This is a genomic window from Yersinia sp. J1 (assembly GCF_050586585.1).
GTDB classification, from domain to species: domain Bacteria; phylum Pseudomonadota; class Gammaproteobacteria; order Enterobacterales; family Enterobacteriaceae; genus Yersinia; species Yersinia entomophaga.
Genome location: NZ_JBOBDP010000005.1, coordinates 63,882 through 89,351, shown reverse-complemented (window position 1 = coordinate 89,351; position 25,470 = coordinate 63,882). Strand labels below are relative to the sequence as shown.

The window sequence follows — 25,470 nt, the reverse complement described above, 5'->3', positions numbered from 1 at the left end:
CTAAAACCCATTGCTGCGAAAATGATATGTGCGTGCTATGGTACATACATTCGCAAATGTATGTAAATCACAGCCCCCCGAAAAAACAACGCCATGGCACGAAAAACCAAACAGCAGGCCCTTGAGACCCGGCAACAAATTCTTGATGCCGCCGTGAGAGAATTTTCTGAACATGGTGTTTCAGGAACCTCACTCGCGGATATTGCTGACGCTGCGGGTGTTACCCGTGGTGCTATTTATTGGCATTTCAAAAACAAGGTCGATCTGTTTAATGAAGTCTGGTCGTTATCGGAATTTGACATCGATGAACTCGAACTAGAGTATCAGGCAAAATATCCCGATAATCCACTGCGTATCCTACGAGAAATCCTGATTTATATTCTGGTCGCTACGAAAGAAGACTGCCGACGTCGTGCTTTGATGGAAATTGTGTTCCACAAATGCGAATTTGTCGGGGAGATGACCTCAGTCCATGACGCAAGAAAAGTCCTCTATCTGGCAAGTTATGAGCGAATTGAAGCCGTTTTGCAAGACTGTATCGCAGCAAAACAGCTACCTGCCGATTTGAATACCCGCTGTGCGGCGATCATTATGCGCGCCTATATTACCGGCCTGATGGAAAATTGGTTATTTACCCCAGAATGTTTTGATATCCAACAGGATGCAGCGGTATTAATTGATACCTATCTGGAAATGATTTCACGGTGCCAAACCCTGCGAGGGGAAGGCGCTTCAGCGAAATAAGATTAACGTGAGGTAAATATGAGTTCTTTGGTCGTTATTGCCAACGGTGCTGCCTATGGTCATGAGTCATTATTTAACGCACTACGCTTATCCATTGCGCTAAAAGATCAGCAGCCCGATTTAGATCTTCGGTTATTTCTGATGTCCGATGCGGTAACTGCCGCTATGACCGGACAAAAGCCACATGAGGGATACAACATTCAGCAGATGCTGGAGATTCTCAGCGCCCAGTTGGTTCCTATCAAACTGTGTAAAACCTGTGCTGATGCGCGCGGAATTAGCGCGTTGACGCTTATTGAAGGCATTGAAATTGGGACTTTGGTCGAACTGGCGCAGTGGACGCTGGCGGCAGAGAAAGTGTTAACCTTCTAATTCTCAGGCTGATAGGGCGGTTTTCAGCCCCGTAGGCCGTTTTTTATGCAATGAAGAATTTTTCTTATGATCGGCGTTGGCCGAACGTGGTAGGATTTCTATTATCTCCGCTGATATGAAGTTAGATCATGATTCGCTGGTTCAATACCCAATCGTCTCTGCTTTTCAATAATACCGACAGCAATACCAACAGCGCACCCTTGCTTCGTGTCTGGATGCTTTTTAGTCTGCTTATTCTGGCGCTGGTGTGTTTGCCTGCGGCTAACGCGGCGAACTTAAATGGCGACGTGCCGAGCCGTAGTGAAGTACAAAATCAGCTCGATGTTCTGGCGAAGCTGAAAACTCCGACGCCAGCCGACAAACTGGCTCAGCAAGATTTGGTGCAAACGCTGGAATACCTCGACGCCATTGAGCGGGTTAAGCAGGAAACCAACCAGCTTAAGCAGCAATTGGCTCAGGCACCGGCTAAACTGCGCCAGGCGACCGATGCGCTGGAAGTGCTGAAAAGCAACTCCTCCGATTCGCTGACTCGTGAATCACTAGCGAACTATTCTTTACGTCAATTGGAATCCCGGCTAAATGAAACGCTGGATGACCTACAGGCGGCTCAGGAAGATCTTTCCACTTACAATAGCCAATTGATTTCCCTACAAACCCAACCTGAACGTGTACAAAGCGCCATGTATAGCGCTTCCCAGCGGCTACAGCAAATCCGTAATTTACTCAATGGATTAGCGCCGGGACAGGATGGTTTACGTCCTACGCAACAGCAAATGCTGTTAACTGAACAGGTGTTGTTGAATGCGCAGTTGGACTTACAACGTAGAAATCTGGAAGCCAACACTACGTTGCAGGATTTACTGCAAAAGCAGCGGGATTATACCAATGCTCATATTGGCCAACTGGAACGTAACATCCAAACGCTTCAAGAGGTTGTCAGTGGTAAGCGGCTGATTCTTTCCGAAAAAACGGCTAAAGAAGCCCAGGTTCCGGATGATTCTACCGACATTCAAAACGATCCGCTGGTCAGCCGCGAACTGGCGATTAATCGCGATTTAAGCCAGCGTTTGATCAATGCCACCAAAGAAGGCAATACGCTGGTTCAGCAAAATATTCGTGTGAAAAACTGGCTGGATCGTGCATTGCAGTCTGAACGCAATTTAAAAGAACAAATTACCGTATTGCGCGGTAGCCTGCTGTTATCACGTATTTTGTATCAACAACAGCTTAGCTTACCGACCGATGGCCTGATTAGCGATATGGGGACGCGCATTGCTGACCTGCGTTTGGAACAGTTTGAAATTAATCAACAGCGGGATCAGCTCTTCCAGGGCGATGATTATATTCAAAAGGTGATGAGCGACAGTAAAGAAAAAGTCAGTGGCGAAGTGGAAGATGCGCTGGGGCAAATTGTCGATATTCGCCGTGAGCTGTTGGATCAATTGAATAAACAGTTGGGTAACCAACTGACATTGGCGATTAACCTGCAAATAAATCAGCAGCAATTACTCAGCGTCAACAGCTCACTGCAACATACTTTAACGCAACAAATCTTTTGGGTGAGTAGCAATAAACCGATGGATTGGTCGTGGTTGAAAAGCTTGCCCGAGGCGATTCACAGTGAGTTGAGCAATCTTCATTTCAAATTTTCCCCTAGCGATATTCTGGCGGGATTACTGAAATCTTTGATTTTTGTGATTCCGGGGTTGCTGCTGGTCGGCGTGATTCGCTGGCGCTATAAAATCATAGATAACCATCTGGATAGTCTGGCGAACGATGTTGGTCAGCTAAAACACGATACGCAGATGCATACGCCGAAGGCGATTTTGCTCATTTTATTAAAGGTATTGCCGGGTGTGGTGCTGATTCTGCTTGTAGGCTATTGGTGCCTGCAATCGGAGATGGCGATTAGTGATTTCCTCTGGAGCTTCTTCCAGCAATTGGCCTTGTTCTGGCTGATATTCGATTTGACCTACCGCATGTTGTCCCCAGGGGGGATTACCGAACGTCACTTCAATATTGCCGCTGAGCGCTGCGCGCATTACCGTCGGCAAATGGTACGTTTGGGCGTAGCGCTGCTGCCGGTGATTTTCTGGTCGGTATTGGGCGAGAAAAGTCCTCTACGGCTGGTGGATGATGTTATCGGTCAGGTGGTAGTGGTGATTGCGTTAGCGCTGCTAGCGGTATTTGTTTTCCCATTCTGTCGTGATAGCTGGCGTGAGAAAAACAGCCACGCGGTGCGATTGGTGATAGTGACTGCCATTGCGGTGACGCCGGTGATTCTGATTGGCCTGATGGCTGCGGGTTATTTCTATACTACGCTGCGTCTGGCCGGGCGTTGGATTGACAGTATCTATCTATTCTTCCTGTGGAATATCGTTTATCTGACCGCGATTCGAGGCTTAGGCGTTGCCGCCCGCCGTTTGGCTTACCGACGCGCCATTGCTCGTCGCCAGAGTTTGGCGAAAGAAGGGGCGGAAGGGAGTGAGCCGGTAGAGGAGCCGCCGCTGGCGTTGGATCAAATTAACCAGCAGTCATTACGTTTGACCACGATGGTGCTGTTCCTGATTTTTGCTACGGCGTTTTACTGGATATGGTCGGATTTAGTCACGGTTATCTCCTATCTGGACAGTATCACTCTGTGGCATTACAACAGCACGGTTGCCGGTGCCAATGTGCAGCAGGCGGTGACGCTGGGTAATATTCTGGTGGGGATTATGGCGCTGGTGGTGGCTTATGTCATGACCCGCAACCTGCCAGGATTGCTGGAAGTGCTGGTATTATCTCGCCTGCAGCTGCGTCAGGGCACGTCCTACGCCATAACCACTATGCTCACTTATCTGATTACCTCGGTCGGGGCTATTACCGCCTTAAGTTCTCTCGGCGTTTCGTGGGATAAGCTGCAATTTCTGGTCGCGGCGCTAACGGTGGGTCTGGGATTTGGTTTGCAGGAAATCTTCGCTAACTTTGTGTCCGGTATCATTATCTTGTTCGAACGTCCGGTGCGTATCGGTGATACGGTGACTATCGGCACTTTCTCCGGTACGGTTAGCAAAATTCGTATCCGCGCCACCACCATCACCGATTTTGATCGGAAAGAAGTGATCATCCCAAACAAAGCCTTTGTTACCGAGCGCTTAATCAACTGGTCGCTGTCGGATACGATTACCCGTATTCTGATTAAAGTTGGCGTGGCCTATGGCTCTGATTTAGATAAAGTTAAAGAAGTTCTTCTGAAAGCCGCTCATGATAATCCGAGAGTTATGTCCGATCCGGAACCGCAGGTGTTTTTCCTCAATTTCGGTGCCAGTACACTCGATCATGAATTGCGGTTGTATGTACGTGAACTGCGCGATCGTAGTTACACCGTGGATGAGTTAAACCGCGCGATTGATAAGCTTTGTCGCGAAAACGACATCAATATTGCGTTCAATCAGCTTGAGGTTTATCTGCATAAAGAAGATGGGGCAGAAGTGCAGGAAGTCAGCCGTCCTATTAATTTGATGCCGGATAACGAGCGGAAACAACTGCAGCCTTAGTTTGAAACGGGTTTTGGATCGGAAAAACTAATTGGAAAACCCATAAATGCTGAGGGCGAAGCCGGAGAGGTTTCGCCCTTTTTGGGGCAGCGTTGTAAGCCGTAGTCAGGCAGGGAATTATTCCTGACGGTGATGACTCAGCTTTTGCTGATAGTCACGCTTAACAATTTCCAGCGCTGCCAGCGCCGTTTCTGGCGCAATTTCGTTGCATTCCAGCAGGTAAATCAAATCTACCGCTAGCTGCAATTCTGGTGGGGCGTGTTCAACTGACATATGAGCCAACATTAGGGTTTCAGTTTGAGTGAAGAAAATCCAACGTGACACCAAAAACAATCTGGTGCAGTTATATCCGTGCCGTCAATGCGAATGCCGGCAGAACTGACAAATCGATAAGCTGCATTATCCCGCATAATCCGGTGGCATAGTGAGGAAGCCGGCCAGCCTCAGAGACGTAAATATATGCGTAATGAATCAACTTTGAATGCATGCTAGCTAATCAGAATATTATTATAGATAATAAATTTAAACCAAATAATCATCATTTATGCAAATGTGACCCGCCTTCAAAAACCATTATCTTTTCTCTCGATACTGCGCTCGATTCGCGTCAAAGCCTGACGACAACGCATTAATCGGCCTTCCAGCGCCGCCAGTTCCTTCTGGATTCGCTGCTGATCCACCAGACGGGTTTGTTGTCCCAACTGACTTTCACGATCTTGAATCATAGTGATGATCCGTCTTTCATAATCCTGATGCTCTGCCAGTTTATGGTACGGATCCTGGCTAACCTGTCGTGGTTTGGGCTGATTTTTACGTAGGGTTTGAGTCGCGAGCTCTCGCTGTAAAGCTGAAATCTGCGCCACCAGCTTTTCTGCCAAAAAAGCCACCTGTTCGGAGCGCTGTTCGGCGACGACTTGCTTCAATTGTGTCAGATTCTTGCGAACCTCCAGCAGATAATCCCGCAAACGCGTGCCGTGGTTACTGAAAAGAAGCTGATCAAAACGAGCCTGAGCCGTAGGCGTGTGCGCCTGTGGGGCGATTTCAGCCGACAGTGCTTCAACCTGGCTTTCAAGCACCTGTAACAATTTTTCTGTGCTCATGGAATTCTCTCCTGATATTCTTGGGGCTAGCTTGCCTTTGAACCCGCCGGGAAACAAGGAATAAGGACTGGTTTGGGTAAATTGAATCATGAATCGACTGGTGGTGAATCTGGTTAATGATAAAGTACCGGTTAGTATCTTTTTCAATGATGGTGAGAATAAATAAAGGGAGCTTATGTCTCGTTGGTTGTTAATCATCCTGGGATGGACCGCCGTGGTCTTGGCTACCTTAGGCGTGGTATTACCGTTGTTACCCACCACACCATTTTTGCTATTAGCCGCTTGGTGTTTCGCTCGCTCATCGCCGCGTTTTCATCAGTGGCTACTCTATCGTTCATGGTTTGGCAGCTATATTCGCAACTGGCAGCAACATCGGGCGCTGCCACCGGGAGCCAAGTGGAAAGCGGTACTGGTGACGCTTATCACTTTTTCCATATCCCTGTGGCTGGTTAAAATCTGGTGGGTAAGAATGCTGTTAGCAATTATGCTTATCGTTTTATTGATTTTCATGCTGCGGATGCCGGTTATTGACCTAACGCAACAAAAAAAGCGCTGATTATCTGGCTCCGGTTGCATTTTTCCATCAGTTTGAATAGATTTGAGCGTTTTCGTGCGCGGATTGCCCCATAGTCCCTGTTTAGGGCGTTAAAAGGGGTGGATGTGTTCTGTCCCGGCGGTGTTTGATCGACATCGGGTGGCCGCGTTTTAGTATGTTCAGCAGTTTTATCAGGCACAAATTATGACCGCTACCGCACCTAATACAGCACAACAGCTTCAGTATATTAAAGACAGTATTGAAACCATCCCTGACTATCCAAAACCGGGCATACTGTTCCGCGATGTTACCAGCCTGTTGGATAATCCTTTGGCTTACGCTTCCAGTATCGAACTGCTGGTAGAACGCTATCTGGACGCTGGCGTGACCAAAGTTGTAGGTACCGAAGCCCGTGGCTTCCTGTTCGGCGCGCCGGTTGCATTGGCTCTGGGCGTAGGTTTTGTTCCAGTCCGTAAGCCCGGCAAGCTGCCGCGCGAAACCATTAGCGAAAGCTATGAACTGGAATACGGCACCGATAAGCTGGAAATTCACACCGATAGCATTAAACCAGGTGATAAAGTTCTGGTTATCGACGATCTGTTAGCGACCGGCGGAACCATTGAAGCGACGGCTAAATTGATTCACCGTTTGAAAGGTGAAGTGGTTGCTGCGGCATTTATTATCAATCTTCCAGAGCTGGGCGGTGAAAAACGCCTGACGGAACAAGGTATTGATTGCTACAGTCTGGTCTCTTTCGACGGTCATTAATTTGACCATGCCTTTTGGCAATCGGTAAAAAAAGGCCTCGTTACTGAAATAGCACGAGGCCCAGTTAATTCTCTATTGCTGTCTGAATGATCACAGTCTGACTGCACTTTCAGCTAACCATATTTTCTGTTAACAATACTCGCTGCGAATAATACTGCATCTGACGATTACACATTGGCATTTGCCGGTGATTTCTGTCGACGTTTACGCCAACGCCTTAATATAAAAGGCAATATCAATACTGCCACAGCCAGACCGAGTAAGGTTTGGGCGATTGCACCCTGCCATAAGATACTGAAATCTCCGTTACTGATGGAAAGCGCGCGCCGTAAATTCTGCTCAAGCATTTCTCCCAGAACAAAGCCTAAAATCAGCGGTGACATCGGGAAGTTCATTTTTCGCAGCAGATAGCCAAAGACGCCCAGTCCAACCATCAAGACCAGATCAAATGTGGTGCTGTGTACCGCATAGACCCCGACTGCAGAAACGGCGGCGATCGCCGGCACTAGAAACCATAGGGGAATGGTGAGCATTCGGGTGAAAAAACCGACCAATGGCAGATTCATCAACAGCAACATCACGTTGGCAATCAGTAGCGAAGCAATCAATCCCCAGACGATGTCCGGCTGCTCGGTAAACATGGCTGGCCCCGGCGTGATGTTATACAGCGTCAATGCGCCCATCATCACCGCCGTGGTGCCTGAACCGGGCACGCCTAGCGTCAGCATTGGGATAAACGAACCGCAGGCCGAGGCATTGTTGGCCGCTTCCGGTGCCGCCACGCCGCGAATATCTCCTTTGCCGAAGCTTTCGCTATTGCCGCTGATTTTTTTCTCCGTCATGTAAGTCAGCGCGCTGGCAATGGTAGCACCGGCTCCGGGCAGGATCCCCACGAAGAAACCAATCACTGAAGAACGCAGGGTTGGCCCCACGCATTCCGCCGCCTCTTTACGGTTAAATAACAGACGGCCGGTTTTTCGCACCAGTTTTTGCCCGGTACTGGTGCCTTCTAGCATCAGCAAAATTTCGCTGACCGAGAACAGACCAATCACCACCACGATAAACTGAATGCCGTCAGAGAGATGGACGCTGTCAAAGGTGAATCGATATACCCCGGTGTTGGCATCGACGCCCACCGTTGCCAGCCCCAAACCGATTAATGCTGCCAATAGTGATTTAATCGGATTCTGGCTCATCATGCTGCCCAGGCAAGCGATGGCGAACACCATCAGTGCAAAATACTCTGCCGGACCGAATGAGAGCGACCATTGCGCCAGCAACGGTGCAAATAGAATAATGCCACCAATGGCAATGATTGAACCGACGAAGGAACTTACCGCTGAGATAGACAGTGCAATGCCTGCGCGCCCTTGCTGCGCCATGGGATAGCCGTCGAGCGCGGTCATAATCGCCGCCGCATCGCCGGGGACATTCAGCAATATCGAGGAGATACGTCCGCCGTATTCACAGCCGATATAAACCGTTGCCAGTAAAATCAGGGCAGATTCTGCTGGCAGCTTTAAGGCAAACGCCAGCGGCAGTAAAATCGCCACGCCATTGATTGGCCCAAGACCGGGTAGCAGGCCAACGATGGTGCCGATAAAGCAACCAATCAGGGCAATCATCAGGTTTTGTGGCACTAATGCCACTTCAAACCCTTGGGATAAATACATCCAAGTTTCCATTATTGCCTCGTTAGTTCAGCCAAACGCCGAGCGGTAGGGTGACATCCAGTAAGTGGTCAAAGGCATAAAATAAAGCAATACCGATAACCACCGCCGATAGCAGCGCCTGAATCAGGCTGGCCTGGAACAACAGCGCTATGCTGAAGGTCAACAAAGCCGTAGCGAGTGGAAATCCGAGCCATTCAAAACCCCAGCCATACAGCACCAGCGTAATGATCATCACCAGCAAACGCTGTAATACTTTACTGTGCGGCCAGGAAACGGTTTCCGGCTTGCGCAGCAGTAATAGCACTGCACACAGGGTCATTAACGCCAGAATAGCGATAGGGAAAGGCCTTGGCCCCAGTGGTTCATAGCTGTATTCGCTTTGAATTCCCCAGCCGATAAACAAGCCGCTGACGCACAGCAGAATCCAGATACCGGCAAAAATGCGGTCGCTCATCATCTACCTCCGATTACTTAGCTAAACCAAAGGCTTTGGCTTGTTCACGATATTGTTCAACCTGATTTTTGACGTAAGTATCCAATGCTTTGCCGCTTAGATTGAATTCAAACAGCCCACGCAAGTCGCGCTGCTTTTTAAACTCTTCGGTTTGAGTCAAGGTGTTAAAGGTGTTAATCCACCATTGGTATTCTTCTTCAGTCACTTTTGGCCCTAAATAGAAACCGCGAATAATTGGCCACACCAGATTGAAGCCTTGCTCTTTTGCCGTAGGAATATCAGCCAGTTGGCCGGGCAGACGCTGTTCGGAATACACCGCCAGCACGCGCAGTTTGTCACCGCTTAAATAAGGCACCATTTCGCTTAAATCGCCGGAAACTGCCTGAATATGGTTACCCAGCAGCGCCGTTACCGGCTCGCCGCCGCCTTCAAAAGCGACGTAGCGCATTTTGTGAGGATCAACGCCGACTTCGCGCGCCAGCAACGCGGTTTTCATCCAATCCTGACTTCCTATGGATGCTCCGGCACCAAATACCACGCTGTTTGGATCTTTCTTGAACGCATCCATCAGATCTTTCAGCGTTTTATATGGAGAGTCGCTGCGTACCGCGATCATGCCGTAATCGGTGCCAACCGCGGCCAGCCACTTCACGTCATTCGCGTTATAACGGCCGAATTTGTTTTGCGACAGATTCAGCAGCGAGCCGCCGGAAAATGCCACGACGGTGCCGAATTCCGCCGGACGCTGCGCCACTATGGCGTTATAGGCCACAGCGCCAACACCGCCAGGCATGTAGGTGACGCGCATTGGGCGGTCAATGGCTTTGGTTTCCTGTAGGGAAACCTGAATCAATTTACAGGTTAAATCAAAGCCGCCGCCGGGCTTGGCGGGAGCAATACATTCGGTGCGCTTCGGTGGATCTATCGCCAAAACTTGTTGTGCGGCTAACATCAGGACGGAAGCGGTGAGAGCACGGGTAATTATATTTTTCATAGCGATTCCTAAGTTATTTTCTTACAAACTGTGAGCCTTCCCGCGATTGCGAGGTTGCTGAATTGTTAAAACAATAACCTTTCAGTTACCTTTCAACGGTCAGGAAAAAGTACAGGATGTGATATGCGTCTCTTGTTGGTAGAAGATCATCCCGAATTATCCCATTGGTTACAGAAGGCTTTGACTCACGCGGGGTTTGCCGTGGATATCGCCCATGATGGAATTGAAGCCGAGCATTTGCTGCAAAACGAAAGCTACGCTTTAGTCGTTTTGGACGTGGCCTTGCCGCGCTTGAATGGATTAGAGGTCTTGGCCCGGTTACGTAAACGTGGACAAACTTTGCCAGTATTATTGCTGACGGCGCGCACCGAGGTAGCGGATCGGGTAAAAGGTCTCAATCTGGGCGCAGATGATTATCTCACCAAGCCTTTTGAACTCGACGAACTGGAGGCTCGCATTCGCGCTTTACTGCGTCGCAGCGTGGGCGTGACTCAGCAAGCTCTGCAATTTGGTTCTCTGACTTATCACGATGAGGGATATTTTTTACTGGACGATAAACCCTTGGCGCTGACGCCTCGAGAGCTTGCGGTATTGACCACACTGATGCATCGCCGTGGGCGGCCAGTGGCAAAACAGCAATTATTTGAGCAGGTTTTTACCTTGTCGGAGGAAGCTAACCCGGAAAGTATTGAGCTGTATGTTCATCGAGTGCGTAAAAAGTTGCTGGGGAGCGATGTGTCGATCATGACATTGCGCGGGTTAGGATACAGTCTGGAATGCGAACATGGGCAGGGCTAAAGGCGCTGGCCTGACAACGTCTCGTTCGTTATTCCATCAATTATTGGTGTTTTTCGCTCTACCTTTACTGATTCTCGGCGGCCTTTCGATTTATACCCATTATATCAGTGCGATGAATGCGGCAACGCTGGCTTACGATCGCTCGCTGTTAGCCTCGGCCAGAACCGTCGCGGAACGGCTGGTAGTGAGAAACGGCCGTTTGGAAGTGGATGTGCCTTACATTGTCCTGGATAGTTTCGAACGTAACATGAATGATCAGCTTTATTATCAGGTCATTACGCCGGAAGGCAAAAGCATTGCCGGTTACGATGATTTACCGCCGCTACCGCCCAATACGCCGCGCTCGAATCTTTATCCCGCATTGGTACATTTTTATGATGCTCATTATGACGGAAAGCCGATTCGTGTGGCTGCGCTGTATCAGCCGGTTAACGAAGAGGGCGTAATGGGGATGGTGATGGTGCTCGTGGCCGAAACGCTGGCATCGCGGCATAATCTGGCGCAGCAAATTATGGTCTCTGCGGTGCTCACTCAGGGGGCTTTAGTGTTATTCACGCTGGCTATGGCTTATCTGCTGTTGAAGCGAATTCTTAAGCCGCTACGTAAACTCTCCAGCCTGATGTTACTGCGCGATCCCGGTGAGTTAACGCCACTGCCTAAAATTCTCCCCTGGTCTGAAATGGCGCCGTTGCTGCTGGCATTTAACCGCTATATCCAGCGGCTGCGGGAAATGGTTGAGCGGCAGGGACGATTCAGCGCCGATGCTTCTCACCAGCTGCGCACGCCTCTGGCGGTGCTGAAAACGCAGGCTGCGGTGGCTCTGGCTAGCAACGAACCGGCTCAGTGGCGTGAAAGCCTACAGGCGATGAAACACACTCTAGATAACACGGTGGCGCTAACTGACCGTCTGTTGCAGCTTTCCCGCGTTAAAGTGGTAGAGCGAACTCTGCAACCTGTTAATCTCTCTCAATTATTGCGGGACGCTTGTTTTGCCCGTTTGCCGCAGGCGCGTAGCAAGCATATTGATTTGGGTTATGAAAGTGATGGGGAGTACCGAATTGCAGGGGATGGGCTGCTGCTGGCCGAACTATGCGATAACCTGTTGGATAACGCCTTGAAATACACGCCAGACGGTGGAACGGTCACTGCACGCTTGCATCAGGATCAGCATATTGATCACTGTATTTTGGAAATTGAGGACAGTGGCCCCGGTATTGCCGATAACGAAACTGAACAGGCGCTTATCCCATTTCACCGTTTGGATAACGTTGGCGAACAGTCCGGAGCCGGTCTGGGGTTAGCGTTAGTCAAAGATATTGCCATCTACCATCAAAGCCATCCGGAGCTTCTGACCGGGGGAAATCTGGGCGGACTGCTGGTACGTATCCGTTTTCATTTATTGGCTCAATCTATTGGTAAGCCTAATGATTAATAAAATCGCTGTATCAGGCTTTCAATAACTGTGTGCTGCGAGCGGAGAAGGGTGTGCAGCTCAGTCAGGCTTAAATCGCTGAAATATGATGTTCAAAGTAATAGGAATGACAATCAACGTACTGGTACAGTATAGTGATAGATGATATGGGTATAACTTTGATGGTGTCGATAGGTTATATCTTGGTAGTAAAGGTGAATGAAAACAATCCAGTATGAAATATAAGCGGTAACGGTGTTTTTGTTTTTTCTGTATAAATGGTCTTCTCAATCTCAGCGATGAAGTATTAATGAGCTATCAGGTCCTTGCCCGCAAGTGGCGTCCCCAAACTTTTGCTGAAGTTGTTGGTCAGGAACATGTTCTGACAGCGCTGGCTAATGGCCTTTCGTTAGGACGGATTCATCACGCCTATCTTTTCTCCGGTACTCGCGGTGTCGGTAAGACCTCTATTGCTCGTTTATTGGCAAAAGGGCTGAACTGCGAAACCGGTATTACCGCCACGCCATGTGGCAAATGCGCCAACTGCCTGGAAATTGAGCAGGGGCGTTTCGTCGATCTGATCGAGATCGATGCCGCTTCGCGCACCAAAGTGGAAGATACGCGCGAACTGCTGGATAACGTGCAATATGCGCCAGCGCGTGGCCGCTTTAAAGTTTATCTAATCGATGAAGTGCACATGCTTTCCCGCCACAGTTTCAACGCCCTGTTGAAAACGCTGGAAGAGCCGCCTTCACACGTAAAATTCCTGCTGGCGACGACGGACCCGCAGAAATTACCGGTGACAATTCTTTCCCGCTGCCTGCAATTTCATCTGAAAGCGCTGGATGTGGAACAAATTCGTGCTCAGCTTGAAAAAGTGCTTCAGGCTGAGCAAATCGACAGCGATGCTCGCGCGTTACAACTACTGGCGCGTGCGGCCGATGGCAGTATGCGTGATGCTCTGAGCCTGACCGATCAGGCGGTCTCTATGGGCCAGGGTCAGGTGACCACCGCGACGGTCAGCCAGATGCTGGGAACCTTGGATGATGAACAGCCGCTGGCGATCATCGAAGCGCTGGTGAGCGCCGATGGTGCGCGGGTGATGGCGCAGATAGAACAGGCGGCGTCACGCGGTGTAGATTGGGAAAACCTGTTGGTTGAAACGCTCAGTCTGTTACATCGCATTGCAATGATTCAATTGCTGCCATCCATGCTGGATAATCATTACGCAGAAATAGAACCGCGTTTACGTGAACTGGCGCGTACTTTGCCGCCAACGGATATTCAGCTGTATTACCAGACATTGCTGGTGGGGCGTAAAGAGCTAGCTTATGCGCCGGATCGCCGTATGGGTGTTGAAATGACGCTGTTACGCGCTCTGGCTTTCCACCCAAAAGCGGTTATCGCGGAGCCGGAAGTTGTTCCGCAGATTCCCTCTCCGATCGGTGCGCCGACTCATGCTATACCGCAGCGTCACGCCGCGCCGCAGCCGGTAACGTCTACACCAGCTCGGTCAGAGCCAATGCCGCCAGCATCGGTGCCGGAATCTACCGCTCAGCTATTGCAGGCGCGAACCCAGCTTTTACGACAGCATGGGACATCCAGCCCAAAAAAGAATGAGCCGGCAGCGCCTGACAAAGCGCGGCCGGCAATCTCGGCTCTGGAGCGATTGGCTTCAGTAACCGAGCGTAGTCAGCAGCGTCAGGCTGCCAAAGCCACCGAGGCGAAACCGGGCAAGAAAGAGGCGTATCGCTGGAAAGCGCAAAACGAACCTGAAACGCCGCCGGAGCCAGTTGCTACGCCTAAAGCGTTACGTTCGGCGCTAGAACATGAGAAAACGCCGGAGCTATCGGCAAAATTAGCGGAAGAGGCGATTCTTCGCGACCCTTGGGCGGCGGAGATAAATCAGCTTCAGATCCCTAAATTGGTTCAGCAGTTGGCGCTGAATGCATTTAAACAACAGATAGAACCGGGTAATATTTGCCTTCACCTGCGTTCGTCTCAGCGCCATCTGAATTCGCCGTCCGCGCAGAAAGTGTTGACGGAAGCGTTAAGTGGGTTGTACGGCAGCCCGGTTGAACTAAGCGTGATTGAAGACGACAATCCGGCGGAGCTAACGCCGCTGGAATGGCGACAGGCAATTTATGAAGAGAAGCTGGCGCAGGCGCGTCAGTCGATTCTTACGGATAAGAACATTCAGACTCTGCGTCGATTCTTTGATGCCGAGCTGGATGAAGAAAGTATCCGACCTATTTAATCGCTGCGGTACGTGCATGGTGCACAGACGCGGCCCTTGCTGTGAGAGAAGACTATGTTTGGTAAAGGCGGTATTGGCAATTTAATGAAACAAGCCCAGCAGATGCAGGAAAAAATGCAGCAGATGCAGGAAGAAGTCGCCAAATTGGAAGTTACCGGTGAAGCTGGCGCGGGCTTGGTTAAAGTGACTATCAACGGTGCGCATAACTGCCGCCGCGTTGAAATCGATCCAAGCCTGCTGGTGGAAGACGATAAAGAAATGCTGGAAGATTTGATTGCGGCCGCATTGAACGACGCCGCACGCCGCATTGATGAAACGCAAAAAGAGAAAATGGCCTCCGTATCCAGTGGTATGCAACTGCCACCGGGCTTTAAGATGCCGTTCTGATGCAAACCAGCCCACTCCTTGAAACATTAATGGAGTCGCTGCGCTGTTTACCGGGCGTAGGCCCAAAATCGGCGCAGCGTATGGCTTTCCACCTGCTACAGCGGGATCGTAGCGGTGGAATGCGTCTGGCTCAGGCGCTCACCCGCGCGATGTCGGAAATTGGCCACTGCGTCGATTGCCGTACTTTTACTGAGCAAGAAAGCTGTACCATTTGCGCTAATCCTCGCCGTCAACAAAACGGGCAGATTTGCGTGGTGGAAAGCCCGGCGGATATTCACGCCATCGAACAAACCGGGCAGTTTGGCGGGCGTTATTTTGTCCTGATGGGGCATTTATCGCCGTTGGACGGTATCGGCCCTGCGGATATTGGTCTGGATCTGTTGGAACAACGCCTCGCCAGCGAAAGTATCAGCGAAGTCATTCTGGCCACTAACCCAACGGTGGAAGGTGACGCAACGGCTAACTATATCGGCCAGATGTGCGGCCAGTATGGCGTATTGGCTAGCCGAATAGCGCATGGCGTGCCGGTGGGCGGCGAGTTGGAAATGGTGGACGGCACCACGCTGTCTCACTCTCTGGCTGGGCGACATCCGATCAAATATTGATCCTTTTTCAGGTCAGGCGGCGGTTTATTATTGATTATCATATGAATAATATCATTTGAGATAATCTGGCCGTCGCCCCTGCTTATGCTTTTTTTCTCTCAAACATCACTTTTCAGACTTGAAACACCTCCTTACAACCCCCATCTGATCTCCATCATTCGGCTATATCCGCCTGCACAGTAATTTGCATTGAGGTAACTAATGAGTATGAAAGGTCAAGAAACCCGTGGTTTTCAGTCTGAAGTAAAACAACTGCTTCATTTGATGATTCACTCGCTTTACTCCAATAAAGAAATTTTCCTGCGCGAGCTGATCTCAAATGCTTCGGATGCGGCCGATAAGCTGCGTTTCCGTGCGCTTTCTGCCCCTGAATTATATGAAGGTGACGGTGAACTGCGCGTCCGTTTGTCTTGCGATAAAGAAAAACGCACTCTGACACTGAGTGATAACGGTATCGGTATGAGCCGCGACGAGGTGATTGAAAACCTCGGTACTATCGCTAAGTCCGGCACCAAAGCATTCCTGGAATCTATTGGTTCCGATCAGGCTAAAGATAGCCAACTGATTGGTCAGTTCGGCGTTGGCTTCTACTCTGCTTTTATCGTGGCAGATAAAGTCACCGTTCGCACTCGTGCCGCAGGTGCACCGGCGGATGCTGGTGTGTTCTGGGAATCAGAAGGCGAGGGCGATTACACTATCGCTGACATCACCAAAGAAGATCGCGGTACTGAAATCACCCTGCACCTGCGTGAAGGGGAAGATGAGTATCTGGACGATTGGCGTTTGCGCTCAATTATCAGCAAGTATTCCGATCACATCGCTCTGCCGGTGGAAATCGAAAGTAAAAACGAAGAAGACGGCACCGTTAGCTGGGAAAAAATTAACAAAGCTCAGGCGCTGTGGACGCGGAGTAAAGCCGATGTTAGCGATGACGAATATAAAGCGTTCTACAAACACATCGCCCATGATTTTACCGATCCATTAATCTGGAGCCACAACCGCGTAGAAGGTAAGCAGGAATATACCAGTCTGCTGTATATCCCAGCGCAGGCGCCTTGGGATCTGTGGAACCGCGATCATAAACACGGCTTGAAACTTTATGTGCAGCGCGTGTTTATCATGGACGACGCCGAACAGTTTATGCCGAACTATCTGCGGTTCGTTCGCGGCCTGATAGATTCTAACGATCTGCCGCTGAACGTATCTCGTGAGATTTTGCAGGACAGTCGTATTACCCAGAATTTGCGTAGCGCTCTGAGCAAACGCGTACTGCAAATGCTGGAAAAACTGGCGAAAGACGATGTGGAACAGTACCAGAAGTTCTGGCAACAGTTCGGTATGGTACTGAAAGAAGGCCCGGCAGAAGATGGCAGCAACAAAGAAACCATTGCTAAACTGTTGCGCTTTGCTTCAACCCATACCGACAGCTCGGCGCAGACCGTTTCGCTGGAAGATTATGTTAGCCGTATGGCTGAAGGTCAGGAGAAGATTTACTACATTACTGCCGACAGCTATGCCGCTGCGAAGAACAGCCCACATCTGGAACTGTTCCGTAAGAAAGGCATTGAGGTTCTGCTGTTATCCGATCGTATTGACGAATGGATGATGAGCTACCTGACTGAATTCGATGGCAAAGCCTTCCAGTCAGTGAGTAAGGCCGATGAATCCTTGGATAAACTGGTTGATGCAGAAACTCCGGAGCAGCAAGAAGCGGAAAAAGCACTGGAGCCTTTCGTTGAGCGCGTTAAAACGCTGCTGAATGACCGAGTTAAAGACGTACGCTTGACTCATCGTTTGACCGACACGCCAGCCATCGTCACCACAGGTGCCGATGAAATGAGCACACAAATGGCAAAATTGTTTGCCGCTGCGGGTCAGCAAGCACCTGAAGTGAAATACATCTTCGAGCTGAACCCAGAACACGCGTTGGTAAAACGCGCCGCAGAAGTCAGTGATGAAAGCCTGTTTGCGGAGTGGGTTGAGCTGCTGCTCGATCAGGCTCTGTTGGCAGAGCGCGGGACTTTGGATGATCCAAACCAGTTCATTCGCCGTATGAATCAGTTACTGACAGCCTAATTTGCAATGCGATTGCCCCTGACCAAAAGCTCGGTTAGGGGCATTTTAACCGCACAATCACGGCTTTTCTCTGCCAAATCAATTCAGTTAGTCTCATTTCTTCAATTACCTCCTCCGGCAAGGTGCCTTGAGCGATCACCCGTGGAAATGGTATGGTTACGCGTTTTCTGCATTTTCGATTTCATTCTAGTAAAAACACATAGAAAAACTACATAGCAAGGGGATTTACGCAATGCGTATCATTCTGCTGGGCGCTCCGGGCGCTGGTAAAGGAACTCAAGCGCAATTCATCATGGAGAAGTACGGTATTCCGCAAATTTCCACTGGCGATATGTTGCGCGCAGCTGTTAAAGCCGGTTCAGAATTGGGCTTAAAAGCAAAAGAAATTATGGATGCTGGCAAGCTGGTGACCGATGAGCTGGTTATCGCACTGGTAAAAGAGCGTATCACTCAAGACGATTGCCGCGACGGCTTCCTGCTTGATGGTTTCCCTCGTACCATTCCTCAAGCTGATGCCATGAAAGAAGCCGGTATTAAGGTTGACTACGTCCTGGAATTTGACGTGCCAGACGAACTGATCGTTGATCGCATCGTTGGTCGTCGTGTCCATGCTCCATCTGGCCGTGTTTATCACATCAAATTCAACCCGCCTAAGGTTGAAGATAAAGATGATATTACCGGTGAAGAGTTAACCATTCGTAAAGACGATCAGGAAGCCACGGTTCGCAAACGTTTGGTTGAGTACCATCAGCAGACGGCTCCGCTGGTTTCTTACTATCGTAAAGAAGCTGATGCAGGCAACACCCAGTACTTTAAATTAGACGGAACTCGCAAAGTTTCTGAAGTAAGCGCTGAATTAGCTACTATTTTGGGCTAATATACTGAGTAGACAAAGAAGGCGGCCTTGGGTCGCCTTTCTTATTTATGTATTGCAGAGGTGAAGTAGCAGGGAGTTTATATTTATGGCCGCCTCGCTATAATGGCAGTAAATAAACGCGCTGTGTGTCGTGGGTTTAAATACATTGCAGCTTATTAGTAAAGGAAGGGAACTGACTCATGCAAAGCAAACTTGGCGTTCTGATGGTCAATCTGGGAACGCCTGATGCCCCAACGACTCCAGCGATTAAGCGTTACCTGGCTGAGTTTCTCAGCGATCGCCGAGTAGTTGATACTTCCCCTTTGCTTTGGTGGCCTTTATTACGCGGTGTCATACTGCCAATCCGCTCTCCGCGAGTGGCTAAACTGTATCAATCAGTTTGGATGGACGAAGGCTCGCCGCTATTGGTTTTTAGTCGTCGGCAGCAGCAGGCGCTAGCGGCCCGAATGCCGGACACACCGGTAGAGCTTGGAATGAGCTATGGCTCACCCAATTTATCCGATGCCATAGAAAAACTGTTGGCACAAGGCGTAACTAAACTGGTTGTGTTACCGCTTTATCCTCAATATTCCTGTTCGACCAGCGCTGCCGTATGGGATAGCGTTGCACGTATTCTAAAAAATTATCGTCGTTTACCTTCTATCAGCTTTATTCGTGACTATGCAGAGCATCCTGCTTACATTGCCGCATTAAAACAAAGCGTAGAACGGTCTTTTGAGCAGCATGGTCAACCTGACCGTCTGGTGCTCTCTTTCCACGGAATCCCTAAACGTTACGCACAGCTTGGTGACGACTATCCGCTGCGTTGTGAAGATACAGCCCGCGCGCTTACGGCGGTTGTGCCGCTGCCCGCAGAACAGATCATGATGACCTACCAGTCACGATTTGGCCGCGAACCCTGGCTCACTCCTTATACTGATGAAACCTTAAAAAGCTTACCTTCTCAAGGTGTTAAGCATATACAGCTGATCTGCCCTGGCTTTTCCGCTGATTGTCTTGAAACGCTAGAGGAAATTAAAGAACAAAATCGTGAGATTTTCCTACATGCAGGCGGCGAGAAGTTTGAATATATCCCTGCATTGAATGATGATATTGCGCATATTGACTTGCTTGAGTTATTAGTTAAACGGCACATGTAGTGCCTTGCTAAATATAAGCGCTCTATATATAGAGCGGCTTATGTTTAGCTGAAAGTTTGATTTTTAAATACTCGAAGACATGAAGAAAATCAAGTGAATACATTCGGTTACGATTTATTGTGCAAAGGGCATTCTCCGGATTTTCTCGTATTATCTTAGTCAATTAAAGCGTGGCATAAATCACGTTTTTCTTGTAATAGCGGGGTATTAGTACGAGAATTGGCACAAAATTTTAATGCCTTAATTAAATGAATGTTTAACTTAAAATGTGTCTGCTGTTTAGGAATGCTCTGAGACCGATTTAAGGCCAAAGCGCGTACCCTCAAGCCCCCTGCGGGGCCACAGACCTAAACCTTCGAATCAGTGCATTGGTAGCTGCAAGCCAAGGGCGGTAGCGTGGGGATTTTATTCTATTTATACGACGATGCCTTTCATGGATGAAGAGATCGCTACTCCATGCATTTTGTTAAAATCATTCGCTAAGATTAATTCTTAAAAAGATAAAAATCAGTCAGGCGAATTAATTTACTTATTTAAATTTATTTAATTCGGATTTATATATGTCTTTAGAAATTAAATTGCATCCATCCGGTGTTATTTTTACTTCTGATGGTACTGAAACCATTCTGGATGCGGCACTTGAAAATAATATCAATATTGAGTACAGCTGCAAGGACGGAACCTGCGGCGCTTGTAAGGCTGTTGTGCTATCAGGCGAGGTTGAGCAAGGAGAGAATACATTCTTATCCGAAGAAGATATTGCTAATGGTTCAATACTAACTTGTTGTTCTAAAGCAAAGTCTAATGTTGAGTTAGACGTACATTATTATCCTGAACTTAGCCACATAAAGAAAAAAACTTATCCCTGCAAAGTTGACAATATTGAGTATCTTGGCGAAGACATTGCCATTTTGTCGCTAAGGCTTCCACCTAGCGCCAATATGGAGTATTTGGCTGGGCAATATATTGATTTAATAATTAATGGGCAACGCCGTAGTTATTCTATTGCTAACGCGCCCGGCGGGAATGTTGAGCTGCATATACGGAAAGTTGCTAATGGACTTTTCAGTCATATCATTTTTAACGAATTAAAACCACAGCAACTCTTACGTATTGAAGGGCCTCAGGGAACTTTCTTTGTGCGTAAGAATAATGAACCTATTATATTCCTTGCCGGTGGTACAGGTTTTGCTCCCGTTAAGTCTATGGTTGAAGCATTAATTTCTAAAAATGATCAACGTGAAATGTATATTTATTGGGGAATGCCGACAGGGAATAGTTTTTATTCCGATATCGCAAGGGAATGGGCAATTCAGTACCCCAATATTCATTATGTTCCTGTAGTCTCAGGTCATGATGAAAGTTGGACTGGTGCAACTGGATTTGTACATCAGTCTGTTCTTAACGATATCGCCGATCTCAGTCTATTTAATGTTTATGCCTGCGGTTCCTTAGCTATGATATCTGCTGCGCGCGCTGATTTTATAAAGAATGGATTAAACGAAAATAAATTTTTCTCTGATGCCTTTGTGCCATCAAAATAGCTTTGATTTGTCAAAGTAATACGTAATGGAGATTCTAGTGAAAGCAGTCATTCTTGCCGGTGGTCTTGGGACCCGTCTTAGTGAAGAAACCGTAGTTAAGCCAAAACCAATGGTAGAAATTGGGGGGAAACCGATCCTCTGGCACATTATGAAACTTTATTCATCCTACGGAATAAATGATTTTGTTATTTGCTGTGGTTATAAAGGCTATGTCATTAAAGAGTATTTTGCGAACTACTTTATGCATATGTCCGATATTACATTCTGCATGCGTGATAATGAAATGACGGTGCACCAAAAACGCGTCGAGCCTTGGAATGTTACTTTGGTTGATACCGGTGAGAATTCAATGACCGGTGGCCGCTTACGTCGAGTAAAAGATTACGTTAAAGACGATGAAGCCTTTTGCTTCACCTATGGTGATGGTGTCAGCGACGTGAATATCGCGGAATTGATTAAATTCCATAAAAATCACGGTAAGCAAGCGACCTTAACTGCCACTTATCCGCCAGGCCGTTTCGGTGCTTTAGACATCAAAGATAAACAGGTTCGTAGCTTTAAAGAGAAGCCTAAAGGTGACGGCGCTTTAATTAACGGTGGCTACTTTGTCCTGTCTCCTAAAGTTATTGATCTAATTGATGGCGATAACTCAACTTGGGAGCAAGAACCATTAATGACCCTGGCTGAGCAGGGCGAACTGATGGCTTTTGAGCATACAGGTTTCTGGCAGCCAATGGATACACTGCGTGACAAGCTCTACCTACATGAACTGTGGGAAGAAGGACGCGCACCTTGGAAGGTATGGGAATAAAAAATGATTGATGCAAGCTTCTGGCAAGGTAAACGTGTTTTTGTAACAGGTCATACCGGGTTTAAAGGTGGATGGCTGAGTTTGTGGTTGCAGAACATGGGGGCAACGGTTAAAGGTTATTCTCTGGCTGCGCCAACTGAACCTAGCCTATTTGAAACTGCCCGCGTAGCTGACGGGATGGAATCAGAAATCGGTGATATTCGCGATCAACAAAAACTATTAAACTCAATTCGTGAATTTCAGCCAGAAATCGTTTTCCATATGGCGGCTCAACCGCTGGTAAGACTATCCTACTCGGAACCCGTTGAAACATATTCAACTAATGTTATGGGCACCGTCTATTTACTGGAAGCAATCCGTCAAGTTGGTGGCATCAAAGCTGTGGTTAATATCACCAGCGATAAATGCTATGACAATAAAGAATGGATATGGGGCTATCGCGAAAATGAAGCTATGGGTGGATATGACCCATATTCCAACAGTAAAGGTTGCGCTGAGCTAGTCACATCTTCTTATCGTAACTCTTTCTTTAATCCAGCCAAGTACGATCAGCATGGTACAGCACTGGCTACTGTCCGCGCCGGCAATGTTATCGGCGGCGGCGATTGGGCTTTGGACCGTATTGTTCCGGACATTTTACGTGCTTTCGAAGAGTCAAAACCTGTTATTATCCGCAATCCTCACGCCATTCGCCCTTGGCAGCATGTGCTTGAACCGTTGTCCGGTTATATTTTACTGGCGCAAAAGTTGTACAACGGCGGCGTAGAATATGCCGAAGGCTGGAACTTTGGTCCGAATGAAGCAGATGCTACTCCGGTTCAAAATATTGTTGAAAAAATGGTCGAATTTTGGGGTGATGATGCAAGTTGGCAATTGGATGGTAATGAACATCCGCACGAAGCTCACTATTTAAAGTTAGATTGTTCAAAAGCTAAAATGCAACTTGGCTGGCACCCACGTTGGAGCCTTAACACCACGCTGGAATATATTGTGGCCTGGCATAAAGCCTGGCTAGCCGGCAAAGACATGCATGAATATAGTGTTACTGAAATTAATAATTACATGAAAACTAGATGATTTGAGGTCATAGAAAATGAGTCAAGAAGAATTACGTCAACAGATTGCTGGGCTAGTTGCTCAGTACGCTGAAACGGCTATGGCCCCTAAGCCATTTGAAGCAGGTAAAAGTGTCGTTCCACCTTCAGGTAAAGTTATTGGTGCTAAAGAACTTCAGCTGATGGTTGAAGCATCTTTGGATGGGTGGTTAACCACCGGTCGTTTTAATGATGCTTTTGAGAAAAAACTGGGGGAATATCTCGGTGTTCCTTATGTACTGACAACCACGTCAGGATCTTCGGCTAACCTGCTAGCGCTTACTGCGCTGACCTCGCCAAAACTTGGTGCACGAGCGTTGAAGCCAGGCGATGAAGTGATTACTGTTGCTGCTGGTTTCCCTACTACAGTTAACCCTACCATTCAGAATGGCTTAATTCCTGTCTTCGTTGATGTTGATATTCCAACTTATAATGTGAACGCCAGCCTGATCGAAGCAGCTGTCAGTGATAAAACTAAAGCCATTATGATTGCTCATACGCTGGGTAATTTATTTGATCTGGCTGAAGTTCGCCGTGTAGCGGATAAATATAACCTTTGGCTTATTGAAGATTGCTGTGATGCATTAGGTTCAACCTATGATGGCAAAATGGCGGGTACATTTGGTGATATTGGTACCGTTAGTTTCTACCCTGCTCACCATATTACTATGGGTGAGGGTGGGGCGGTATTTACCAAATCAGCAGAACTGAAGAGTATTATTGAATCCTTCCGTGACTGGGGCCGTGACTGCTATTGCGCACCAGGCTGTGATAACACCTGTAAAAAACGCTTTGGCCAACAACTAGGTTCTCTACCATTCGGTTATGACCATAAATATACCTATTCTCACTTAGGTTATAACCTTAAAATTACGGATATGCAGGCTGCCTGTGGTTTAGCTCAGCTTGAAAGCGTAGAAGAATTTGTAGAAAAGCGTAAAGCCAATTTTAAATACCTAAAAAGTGCTTTGCAGTCTTGTGAGCAATTCCTCGAGCTGCCGGAAGCCACACCAAACTCAGATCCATCTTGGTTCGGTTTCCCAATAACGCTTAAAGAAGACAGCGGTGTAACCCGTATCGATTTGGTTAAATTCTTAGATGAAGCCAAAATTGGTACACGTTTACTGTTCGCTGGAAACTTAACGCGCCAGCCGTATTTCCACGACGTGAAGTATCGTGTTGTCGGTGAGTTGACTAATACAGACCGTATTATGAATCAAACCTTCTGGATCGGTATTTATCCAGGCCTGACACATGATCATCTGGATTACGTAGTTAGTAAGTTTGAAGAATTCTTTGGTTTGAATTTCTAATAGGAGCTGGCCAGTATTGTACTGGCCAAATATTAAATGAAAATAGCTTTGACTGGCGGGACAGGTTATATAGGTAGTTTCTTAATTCCGAAACTTATAGAAAAATATGGGGTTATTTATAATATAGGCAGAGATAAAATAACATCGATATCAGCCGATGGAGAAATTGAATATGCGAAATTTTCTATAGATTCGCTAACCTTTATCTTAAATGAATTATCTCCTGATCTTATTGTAAATTTAGCTGCGGGTTATTACAAACCCGGAGAAATACCAGATCTTAATGTGATTGATGGTAATCTTAAAATCCCATTTATCTTATTGGAATATTTTAAAAAACGAGGTAATGGTCGATTTGTCAATATTGGTAGCTATTGGGAGTTTAGTCATTCAATCCGAAATGTTGAGGGCGTGAATCCTTATGGAATCATTAAATCAGTTTTAAGGGATTTGTTAAAGTATTATTCTAGTTACAATGTAAAATATACTAATATTATGTTATATGGAACCTATGGAGAAAATGATAATAGGGGGAAAATACTAGATGCTATTATTAACAGTGCAAAAGATGAGATGACCCTTAAATTATCGCCTGGAGAACAAAAACTGAATCTTGTTTATATAGAAGATGTGGTGAATGCAATCATGGATGTTGTTTGTTCTGAGAGTGAAAATTATCAAAACAATACACTTTCTATATTTAATCCACATGAGTATTCAGTAAAAGATATTGTGGAATTAGTTAATAAAAATAGTAATAGAAGAGAATTACTTGTTGATTTCGGTTTTTATGGATATAGAGAAGATGAAGTGCTAAAACCAGAATATAAATTTGAAAATATTGGACTAGTACAGGATAAATTAGAGTCTTATATAATACAGTGTTTAGATGGTATTTGATGCAATCAGAATGAAAATTCATTTGAAGTAAATAATTATTATCCCTAAGCAACACGAACCCTAGACCAAAATTAAAAAT

Annotated in this window: 23 protein-coding genes and 1 other annotated feature; of the genes, 18 read left to right on the top strand and 5 right to left on the bottom strand. The window is 47.5% G+C overall.

What is annotated here, in order from left to right:
* The first annotated feature begins 93 nt into the window (after nucleotides 1–93).
* The 3 genes from acrR (at nucleotide 94) to mscK (ending at nucleotide 4,655) form a co-directional block, all read left to right on the top strand.
* The gene (gene acrR / locus ACQ4OC_RS10235) at nucleotides 94–744 is read left to right on the top strand and encodes a multidrug efflux transporter transcriptional repressor AcrR (RefSeq protein WP_064512286.1); all 651 of its coding nucleotides are present in this window, start codon (nucleotides 94–96) and stop codon (nucleotides 742–744) included.
* An 18-nt stretch (nucleotides 745–762) separates the two neighbouring features.
* Nucleotides 763–1,116, top strand: a complete 354-nt coding sequence (locus tag ACQ4OC_RS10230) for a DsrE/DsrF/TusD sulfur relay family protein (RefSeq protein WP_064512288.1) — start codon at nucleotides 763–765, stop codon at nucleotides 1,114–1,116.
* A 128-nt stretch (nucleotides 1,117–1,244) separates the two neighbouring features.
* The gene (mscK, locus tag ACQ4OC_RS10225; RefSeq protein ID WP_064512290.1) at nucleotides 1,245–4,655 is read left to right on the top strand and encodes a mechanosensitive channel MscK; all 3,411 of its coding nucleotides are present in this window, start codon (nucleotides 1,245–1,247) and stop codon (nucleotides 4,653–4,655) included.
* Nucleotides 4,656–4,772: 117 nt separating this feature from the next.
* Here the strand turns inward: mscK and rsmS are convergent, their stop codons facing one another.
* Both rsmS and priC read right to left on the bottom strand, forming a co-directional pair.
* Entirely contained in the window at nucleotides 4,773–4,928 is a 156-nt protein-coding gene (gene rsmS, locus ACQ4OC_RS10220) for a pleiotropic regulatory protein RsmS (protein ID WP_064518170.1), read from the bottom strand.
* A 290-nt stretch (nucleotides 4,929–5,218) separates the two neighbouring features.
* Nucleotides 5,219–5,755 (bottom strand): primosomal replication protein PriC, encoded by a 537-nt coding sequence (priC, locus tag ACQ4OC_RS10215; protein ID WP_064512293.1) that lies wholly within the window; start codon nucleotides 5,753–5,755, stop codon nucleotides 5,219–5,221.
* Nucleotides 5,756–5,930: 175 nt separating this feature from the next.
* Here priC and ACQ4OC_RS10210 point away from each other — a divergent pair, with 175 nt between their 5' ends.
* Nucleotides 5,931–6,311, top strand: coding sequence for a DUF454 family protein (locus ACQ4OC_RS10210; protein ID WP_064512295.1), 381 nt, complete (start codon nucleotides 5,931–5,933; stop codon nucleotides 6,309–6,311).
* A 183-nt stretch (nucleotides 6,312–6,494) separates the two neighbouring features.
* Nucleotides 6,495–7,058: an adenine phosphoribosyltransferase gene (gene apt, locus ACQ4OC_RS10205; protein WP_064512296.1), complete on the top strand. Its 564-nt coding sequence runs from the start codon at nucleotides 6,495–6,497 to the stop codon at nucleotides 7,056–7,058.
* 167 nt (nucleotides 7,059–7,225) lie between these two features.
* Here apt and ACQ4OC_RS10200 read toward each other — a convergent pair whose 3' ends face one another.
* Genes ACQ4OC_RS10200 through ACQ4OC_RS10190 form a run of 3 tightly spaced genes read right to left on the bottom strand, consistent with a single transcriptional unit; the run spans nucleotide 7,226 to nucleotide 10,179 of the window.
* On the bottom strand, nucleotides 7,226–8,743 hold the full coding sequence (locus tag ACQ4OC_RS10200; protein ID WP_064512297.1) for a tripartite tricarboxylate transporter permease: 1,518 nt from the start codon (nucleotides 8,741–8,743) through the stop codon (nucleotides 7,226–7,228).
* A gap of 10 nt (nucleotides 8,744–8,753) precedes the next feature.
* On the bottom strand, nucleotides 8,754–9,185 hold the full coding sequence (locus ACQ4OC_RS10195; RefSeq protein ID WP_064512299.1) for a tripartite tricarboxylate transporter TctB family protein: 432 nt from the start codon (nucleotides 9,183–9,185) through the stop codon (nucleotides 8,754–8,756).
* 13 nt (nucleotides 9,186–9,198) lie between these two features.
* Nucleotides 9,199–10,179, bottom strand: coding sequence for a Bug family tripartite tricarboxylate transporter substrate binding protein (locus ACQ4OC_RS10190; RefSeq protein WP_064512300.1), 981 nt, complete (start codon nucleotides 10,177–10,179; stop codon nucleotides 9,199–9,201).
* Nucleotides 10,180–10,302: 123 nt separating this feature from the next.
* On the opposite strand from ACQ4OC_RS10190, the gene tctD reads away from it, so the two are divergent.
* The 13 genes from tctD to ACQ4OC_RS10125 all read left to right on the top strand — a co-directional run bounded on the left by tctD (nucleotide 10,303) and on the right by ACQ4OC_RS10125 (nucleotide 25,391).
* Entirely contained in the window at nucleotides 10,303–10,977 is a 675-nt protein-coding gene (tctD, locus tag ACQ4OC_RS10185; protein WP_064512302.1) for a transcriptional regulator TctD, read from the top strand.
* Nucleotides 10,964–12,409 (top strand): sensor histidine kinase, encoded by a 1,446-nt coding sequence (locus ACQ4OC_RS10180; protein ID WP_120806399.1) that lies wholly within the window; start codon nucleotides 10,964–10,966, stop codon nucleotides 12,407–12,409. Before tctD ends, ACQ4OC_RS10180 begins: the two co-directional genes overlap by 14 nt.
* A 289-nt stretch (nucleotides 12,410–12,698) precedes the next feature.
* Nucleotides 12,699–14,645 carry a DNA polymerase III subunit gamma/tau gene (dnaX, locus tag ACQ4OC_RS10175; protein WP_120806400.1) on the top strand — a complete coding sequence of 649 codons (1,947 nt, stop codon included), beginning with the start codon at nucleotides 12,699–12,701 and terminating at the stop codon, nucleotides 14,643–14,645.
* Nucleotides 13,978–14,042: a sequence feature (DnaX frameshifting element), on the top strand. Its footprint overlaps the gene before it by 65 nt.
* A 54-nt stretch (nucleotides 14,646–14,699) precedes the next feature.
* Nucleotides 14,700–15,032: a YbaB/EbfC family nucleoid-associated protein gene (locus tag ACQ4OC_RS10170; protein WP_049598609.1), complete on the top strand. Its 333-nt coding sequence runs from the start codon at nucleotides 14,700–14,702 to the stop codon at nucleotides 15,030–15,032.
* Nucleotides 15,032–15,637 carry a recombination mediator RecR gene (recR, locus tag ACQ4OC_RS10165; RefSeq protein WP_049598610.1) on the top strand — a complete coding sequence of 202 codons (606 nt, stop codon included), beginning with the start codon at nucleotides 15,032–15,034 and terminating at the stop codon, nucleotides 15,635–15,637. The genes ACQ4OC_RS10170 and recR overlap by 1 nt, the downstream gene beginning before the upstream one ends.
* A gap of 207 nt (nucleotides 15,638–15,844) precedes the next feature.
* Nucleotides 15,845–17,713, top strand: a complete 1,869-nt coding sequence (gene htpG, locus ACQ4OC_RS10160; protein ID WP_064518172.1) for a molecular chaperone HtpG — start codon at nucleotides 15,845–15,847, stop codon at nucleotides 17,711–17,713.
* A gap of 232 nt (nucleotides 17,714–17,945) precedes the next feature.
* Entirely contained in the window at nucleotides 17,946–18,590 is a 645-nt protein-coding gene (gene adk, locus ACQ4OC_RS10155) for an adenylate kinase (RefSeq protein WP_120806402.1), read from the top strand.
* Nucleotides 18,591–18,769: 179 nt separating this feature from the next.
* Entirely contained in the window at nucleotides 18,770–19,729 is a 960-nt protein-coding gene (hemH, locus tag ACQ4OC_RS10150; protein WP_064512312.1) for a ferrochelatase, read from the top strand.
* Nucleotides 19,730–20,289: 560 nt separating this feature from the next.
* The gene (locus ACQ4OC_RS10145; RefSeq protein ID WP_430971149.1) at nucleotides 20,290–21,273 is read left to right on the top strand and encodes a CDP-6-deoxy-delta-3,4-glucoseen reductase; all 984 of its coding nucleotides are present in this window, start codon (nucleotides 20,290–20,292) and stop codon (nucleotides 21,271–21,273) included.
* A 37-nt stretch (nucleotides 21,274–21,310) separates the two neighbouring features.
* Nucleotides 21,311–22,084, top strand: coding sequence for a glucose-1-phosphate cytidylyltransferase (gene rfbF / locus ACQ4OC_RS10140; RefSeq protein ID WP_049598616.1), 774 nt, complete (start codon nucleotides 21,311–21,313; stop codon nucleotides 22,082–22,084).
* Between the two features lie 3 nt (nucleotides 22,085–22,087).
* Complete coding sequence (rfbG, locus tag ACQ4OC_RS10135) at nucleotides 22,088–23,161, top strand: CDP-glucose 4,6-dehydratase (RefSeq protein WP_071889691.1); 1,074 nt, start codon at nucleotides 22,088–22,090, stop codon at nucleotides 23,159–23,161.
* 16 nt (nucleotides 23,162–23,177) lie between these two features.
* Nucleotides 23,178–24,491, top strand: coding sequence for a lipopolysaccharide biosynthesis protein RfbH (rfbH, locus tag ACQ4OC_RS10130; RefSeq protein WP_064512316.1), 1,314 nt, complete (start codon nucleotides 23,178–23,180; stop codon nucleotides 24,489–24,491).
* A gap of 36 nt (nucleotides 24,492–24,527) precedes the next feature.
* The gene (locus ACQ4OC_RS10125) at nucleotides 24,528–25,391 is read left to right on the top strand and encodes an NAD-dependent epimerase/dehydratase family protein (RefSeq protein WP_430971148.1); all 864 of its coding nucleotides are present in this window, start codon (nucleotides 24,528–24,530) and stop codon (nucleotides 25,389–25,391) included.
* The last annotated feature ends 79 nt before the right edge of the window (nucleotides 25,392–25,470 follow it).

What these genes read in the sequence shown, in the direction of transcription:
- ACQ4OC_RS10200 (WP_064512297.1), bottom strand. Translation starts at nt 8,743, where the DNA reads ATGGAAACTTGGATGTATTTATCCCAAGGGTTTGAAGTGGCATTAGTG.
- rfbG (WP_071889691.1), top strand. Translation starts at nt 22,088, where the DNA reads ATGATTGATGCAAGCTTCTGGCAAGGTAAACGTGTTTTTGTAACAGGT.
- priC (WP_064512293.1), bottom strand. Translation starts at nt 5,755, where the DNA reads ATGAGCACAGAAAAATTGTTACAGGTGCTTGAAAGCCAGGTTGAAGCA.
- ACQ4OC_RS10210 (WP_064512295.1), top strand. Translation starts at nt 5,931, where the DNA reads ATGTCTCGTTGGTTGTTAATCATCCTGGGATGGACCGCCGTGGTCTTG.
- hemH (WP_064512312.1), top strand. Translation starts at nt 18,770, where the DNA reads ATGCAAAGCAAACTTGGCGTTCTGATGGTCAATCTGGGAACGCCTGAT.
- tctD (WP_064512302.1), top strand. Translation starts at nt 10,303, where the DNA reads ATGCGTCTCTTGTTGGTAGAAGATCATCCCGAATTATCCCATTGGTTA.
- ACQ4OC_RS10145 (WP_430971149.1), top strand. Translation starts at nt 20,290, where the DNA reads ATGTCTTTAGAAATTAAATTGCATCCATCCGGTGTTATTTTTACTTCT.
- rsmS (WP_064518170.1), bottom strand. Translation starts at nt 4,928, where the DNA reads ATGTCAGTTGAACACGCCCCACCAGAATTGCAGCTAGCGGTAGATTTG.
- htpG (WP_064518172.1), top strand. Translation starts at nt 15,845, where the DNA reads ATGAAAGGTCAAGAAACCCGTGGTTTTCAGTCTGAAGTAAAACAACTG.
- ACQ4OC_RS10180 (WP_120806399.1), top strand. Translation starts at nt 10,964, where the DNA reads ATGGGCAGGGCTAAAGGCGCTGGCCTGACAACGTCTCGTTCGTTATTC.
- ACQ4OC_RS10195 (WP_064512299.1), bottom strand. Translation starts at nt 9,185, where the DNA reads ATGAGCGACCGCATTTTTGCCGGTATCTGGATTCTGCTGTGCGTCAGC.
- acrR (WP_064512286.1), top strand. Translation starts at nt 94, where the DNA reads ATGGCACGAAAAACCAAACAGCAGGCCCTTGAGACCCGGCAACAAATT.
- recR (WP_049598610.1), top strand. Translation starts at nt 15,032, where the DNA reads ATGCAAACCAGCCCACTCCTTGAAACATTAATGGAGTCGCTGCGCTGT.
- mscK (WP_064512290.1), top strand. Translation starts at nt 1,245, where the DNA reads ATGATTCGCTGGTTCAATACCCAATCGTCTCTGCTTTTCAATAATACC.
- dnaX (WP_120806400.1), top strand. Translation starts at nt 12,699, where the DNA reads ATGAGCTATCAGGTCCTTGCCCGCAAGTGGCGTCCCCAAACTTTTGCT.
- ACQ4OC_RS10230 (WP_064512288.1), top strand. Translation starts at nt 763, where the DNA reads ATGAGTTCTTTGGTCGTTATTGCCAACGGTGCTGCCTATGGTCATGAG.
- apt (WP_064512296.1), top strand. Translation starts at nt 6,495, where the DNA reads ATGACCGCTACCGCACCTAATACAGCACAACAGCTTCAGTATATTAAA.
- adk (WP_120806402.1), top strand. Translation starts at nt 17,946, where the DNA reads ATGCGTATCATTCTGCTGGGCGCTCCGGGCGCTGGTAAAGGAACTCAA.
- ACQ4OC_RS10170 (WP_049598609.1), top strand. Translation starts at nt 14,700, where the DNA reads ATGTTTGGTAAAGGCGGTATTGGCAATTTAATGAAACAAGCCCAGCAG.
- ACQ4OC_RS10125 (WP_430971148.1), top strand. Translation starts at nt 24,528, where the DNA reads ATGAAAATAGCTTTGACTGGCGGGACAGGTTATATAGGTAGTTTCTTA.
- rfbH (WP_064512316.1), top strand. Translation starts at nt 23,178, where the DNA reads ATGAGTCAAGAAGAATTACGTCAACAGATTGCTGGGCTAGTTGCTCAG.
- ACQ4OC_RS10190 (WP_064512300.1), bottom strand. Translation starts at nt 10,179, where the DNA reads ATGAAAAATATAATTACCCGTGCTCTCACCGCTTCCGTCCTGATGTTA.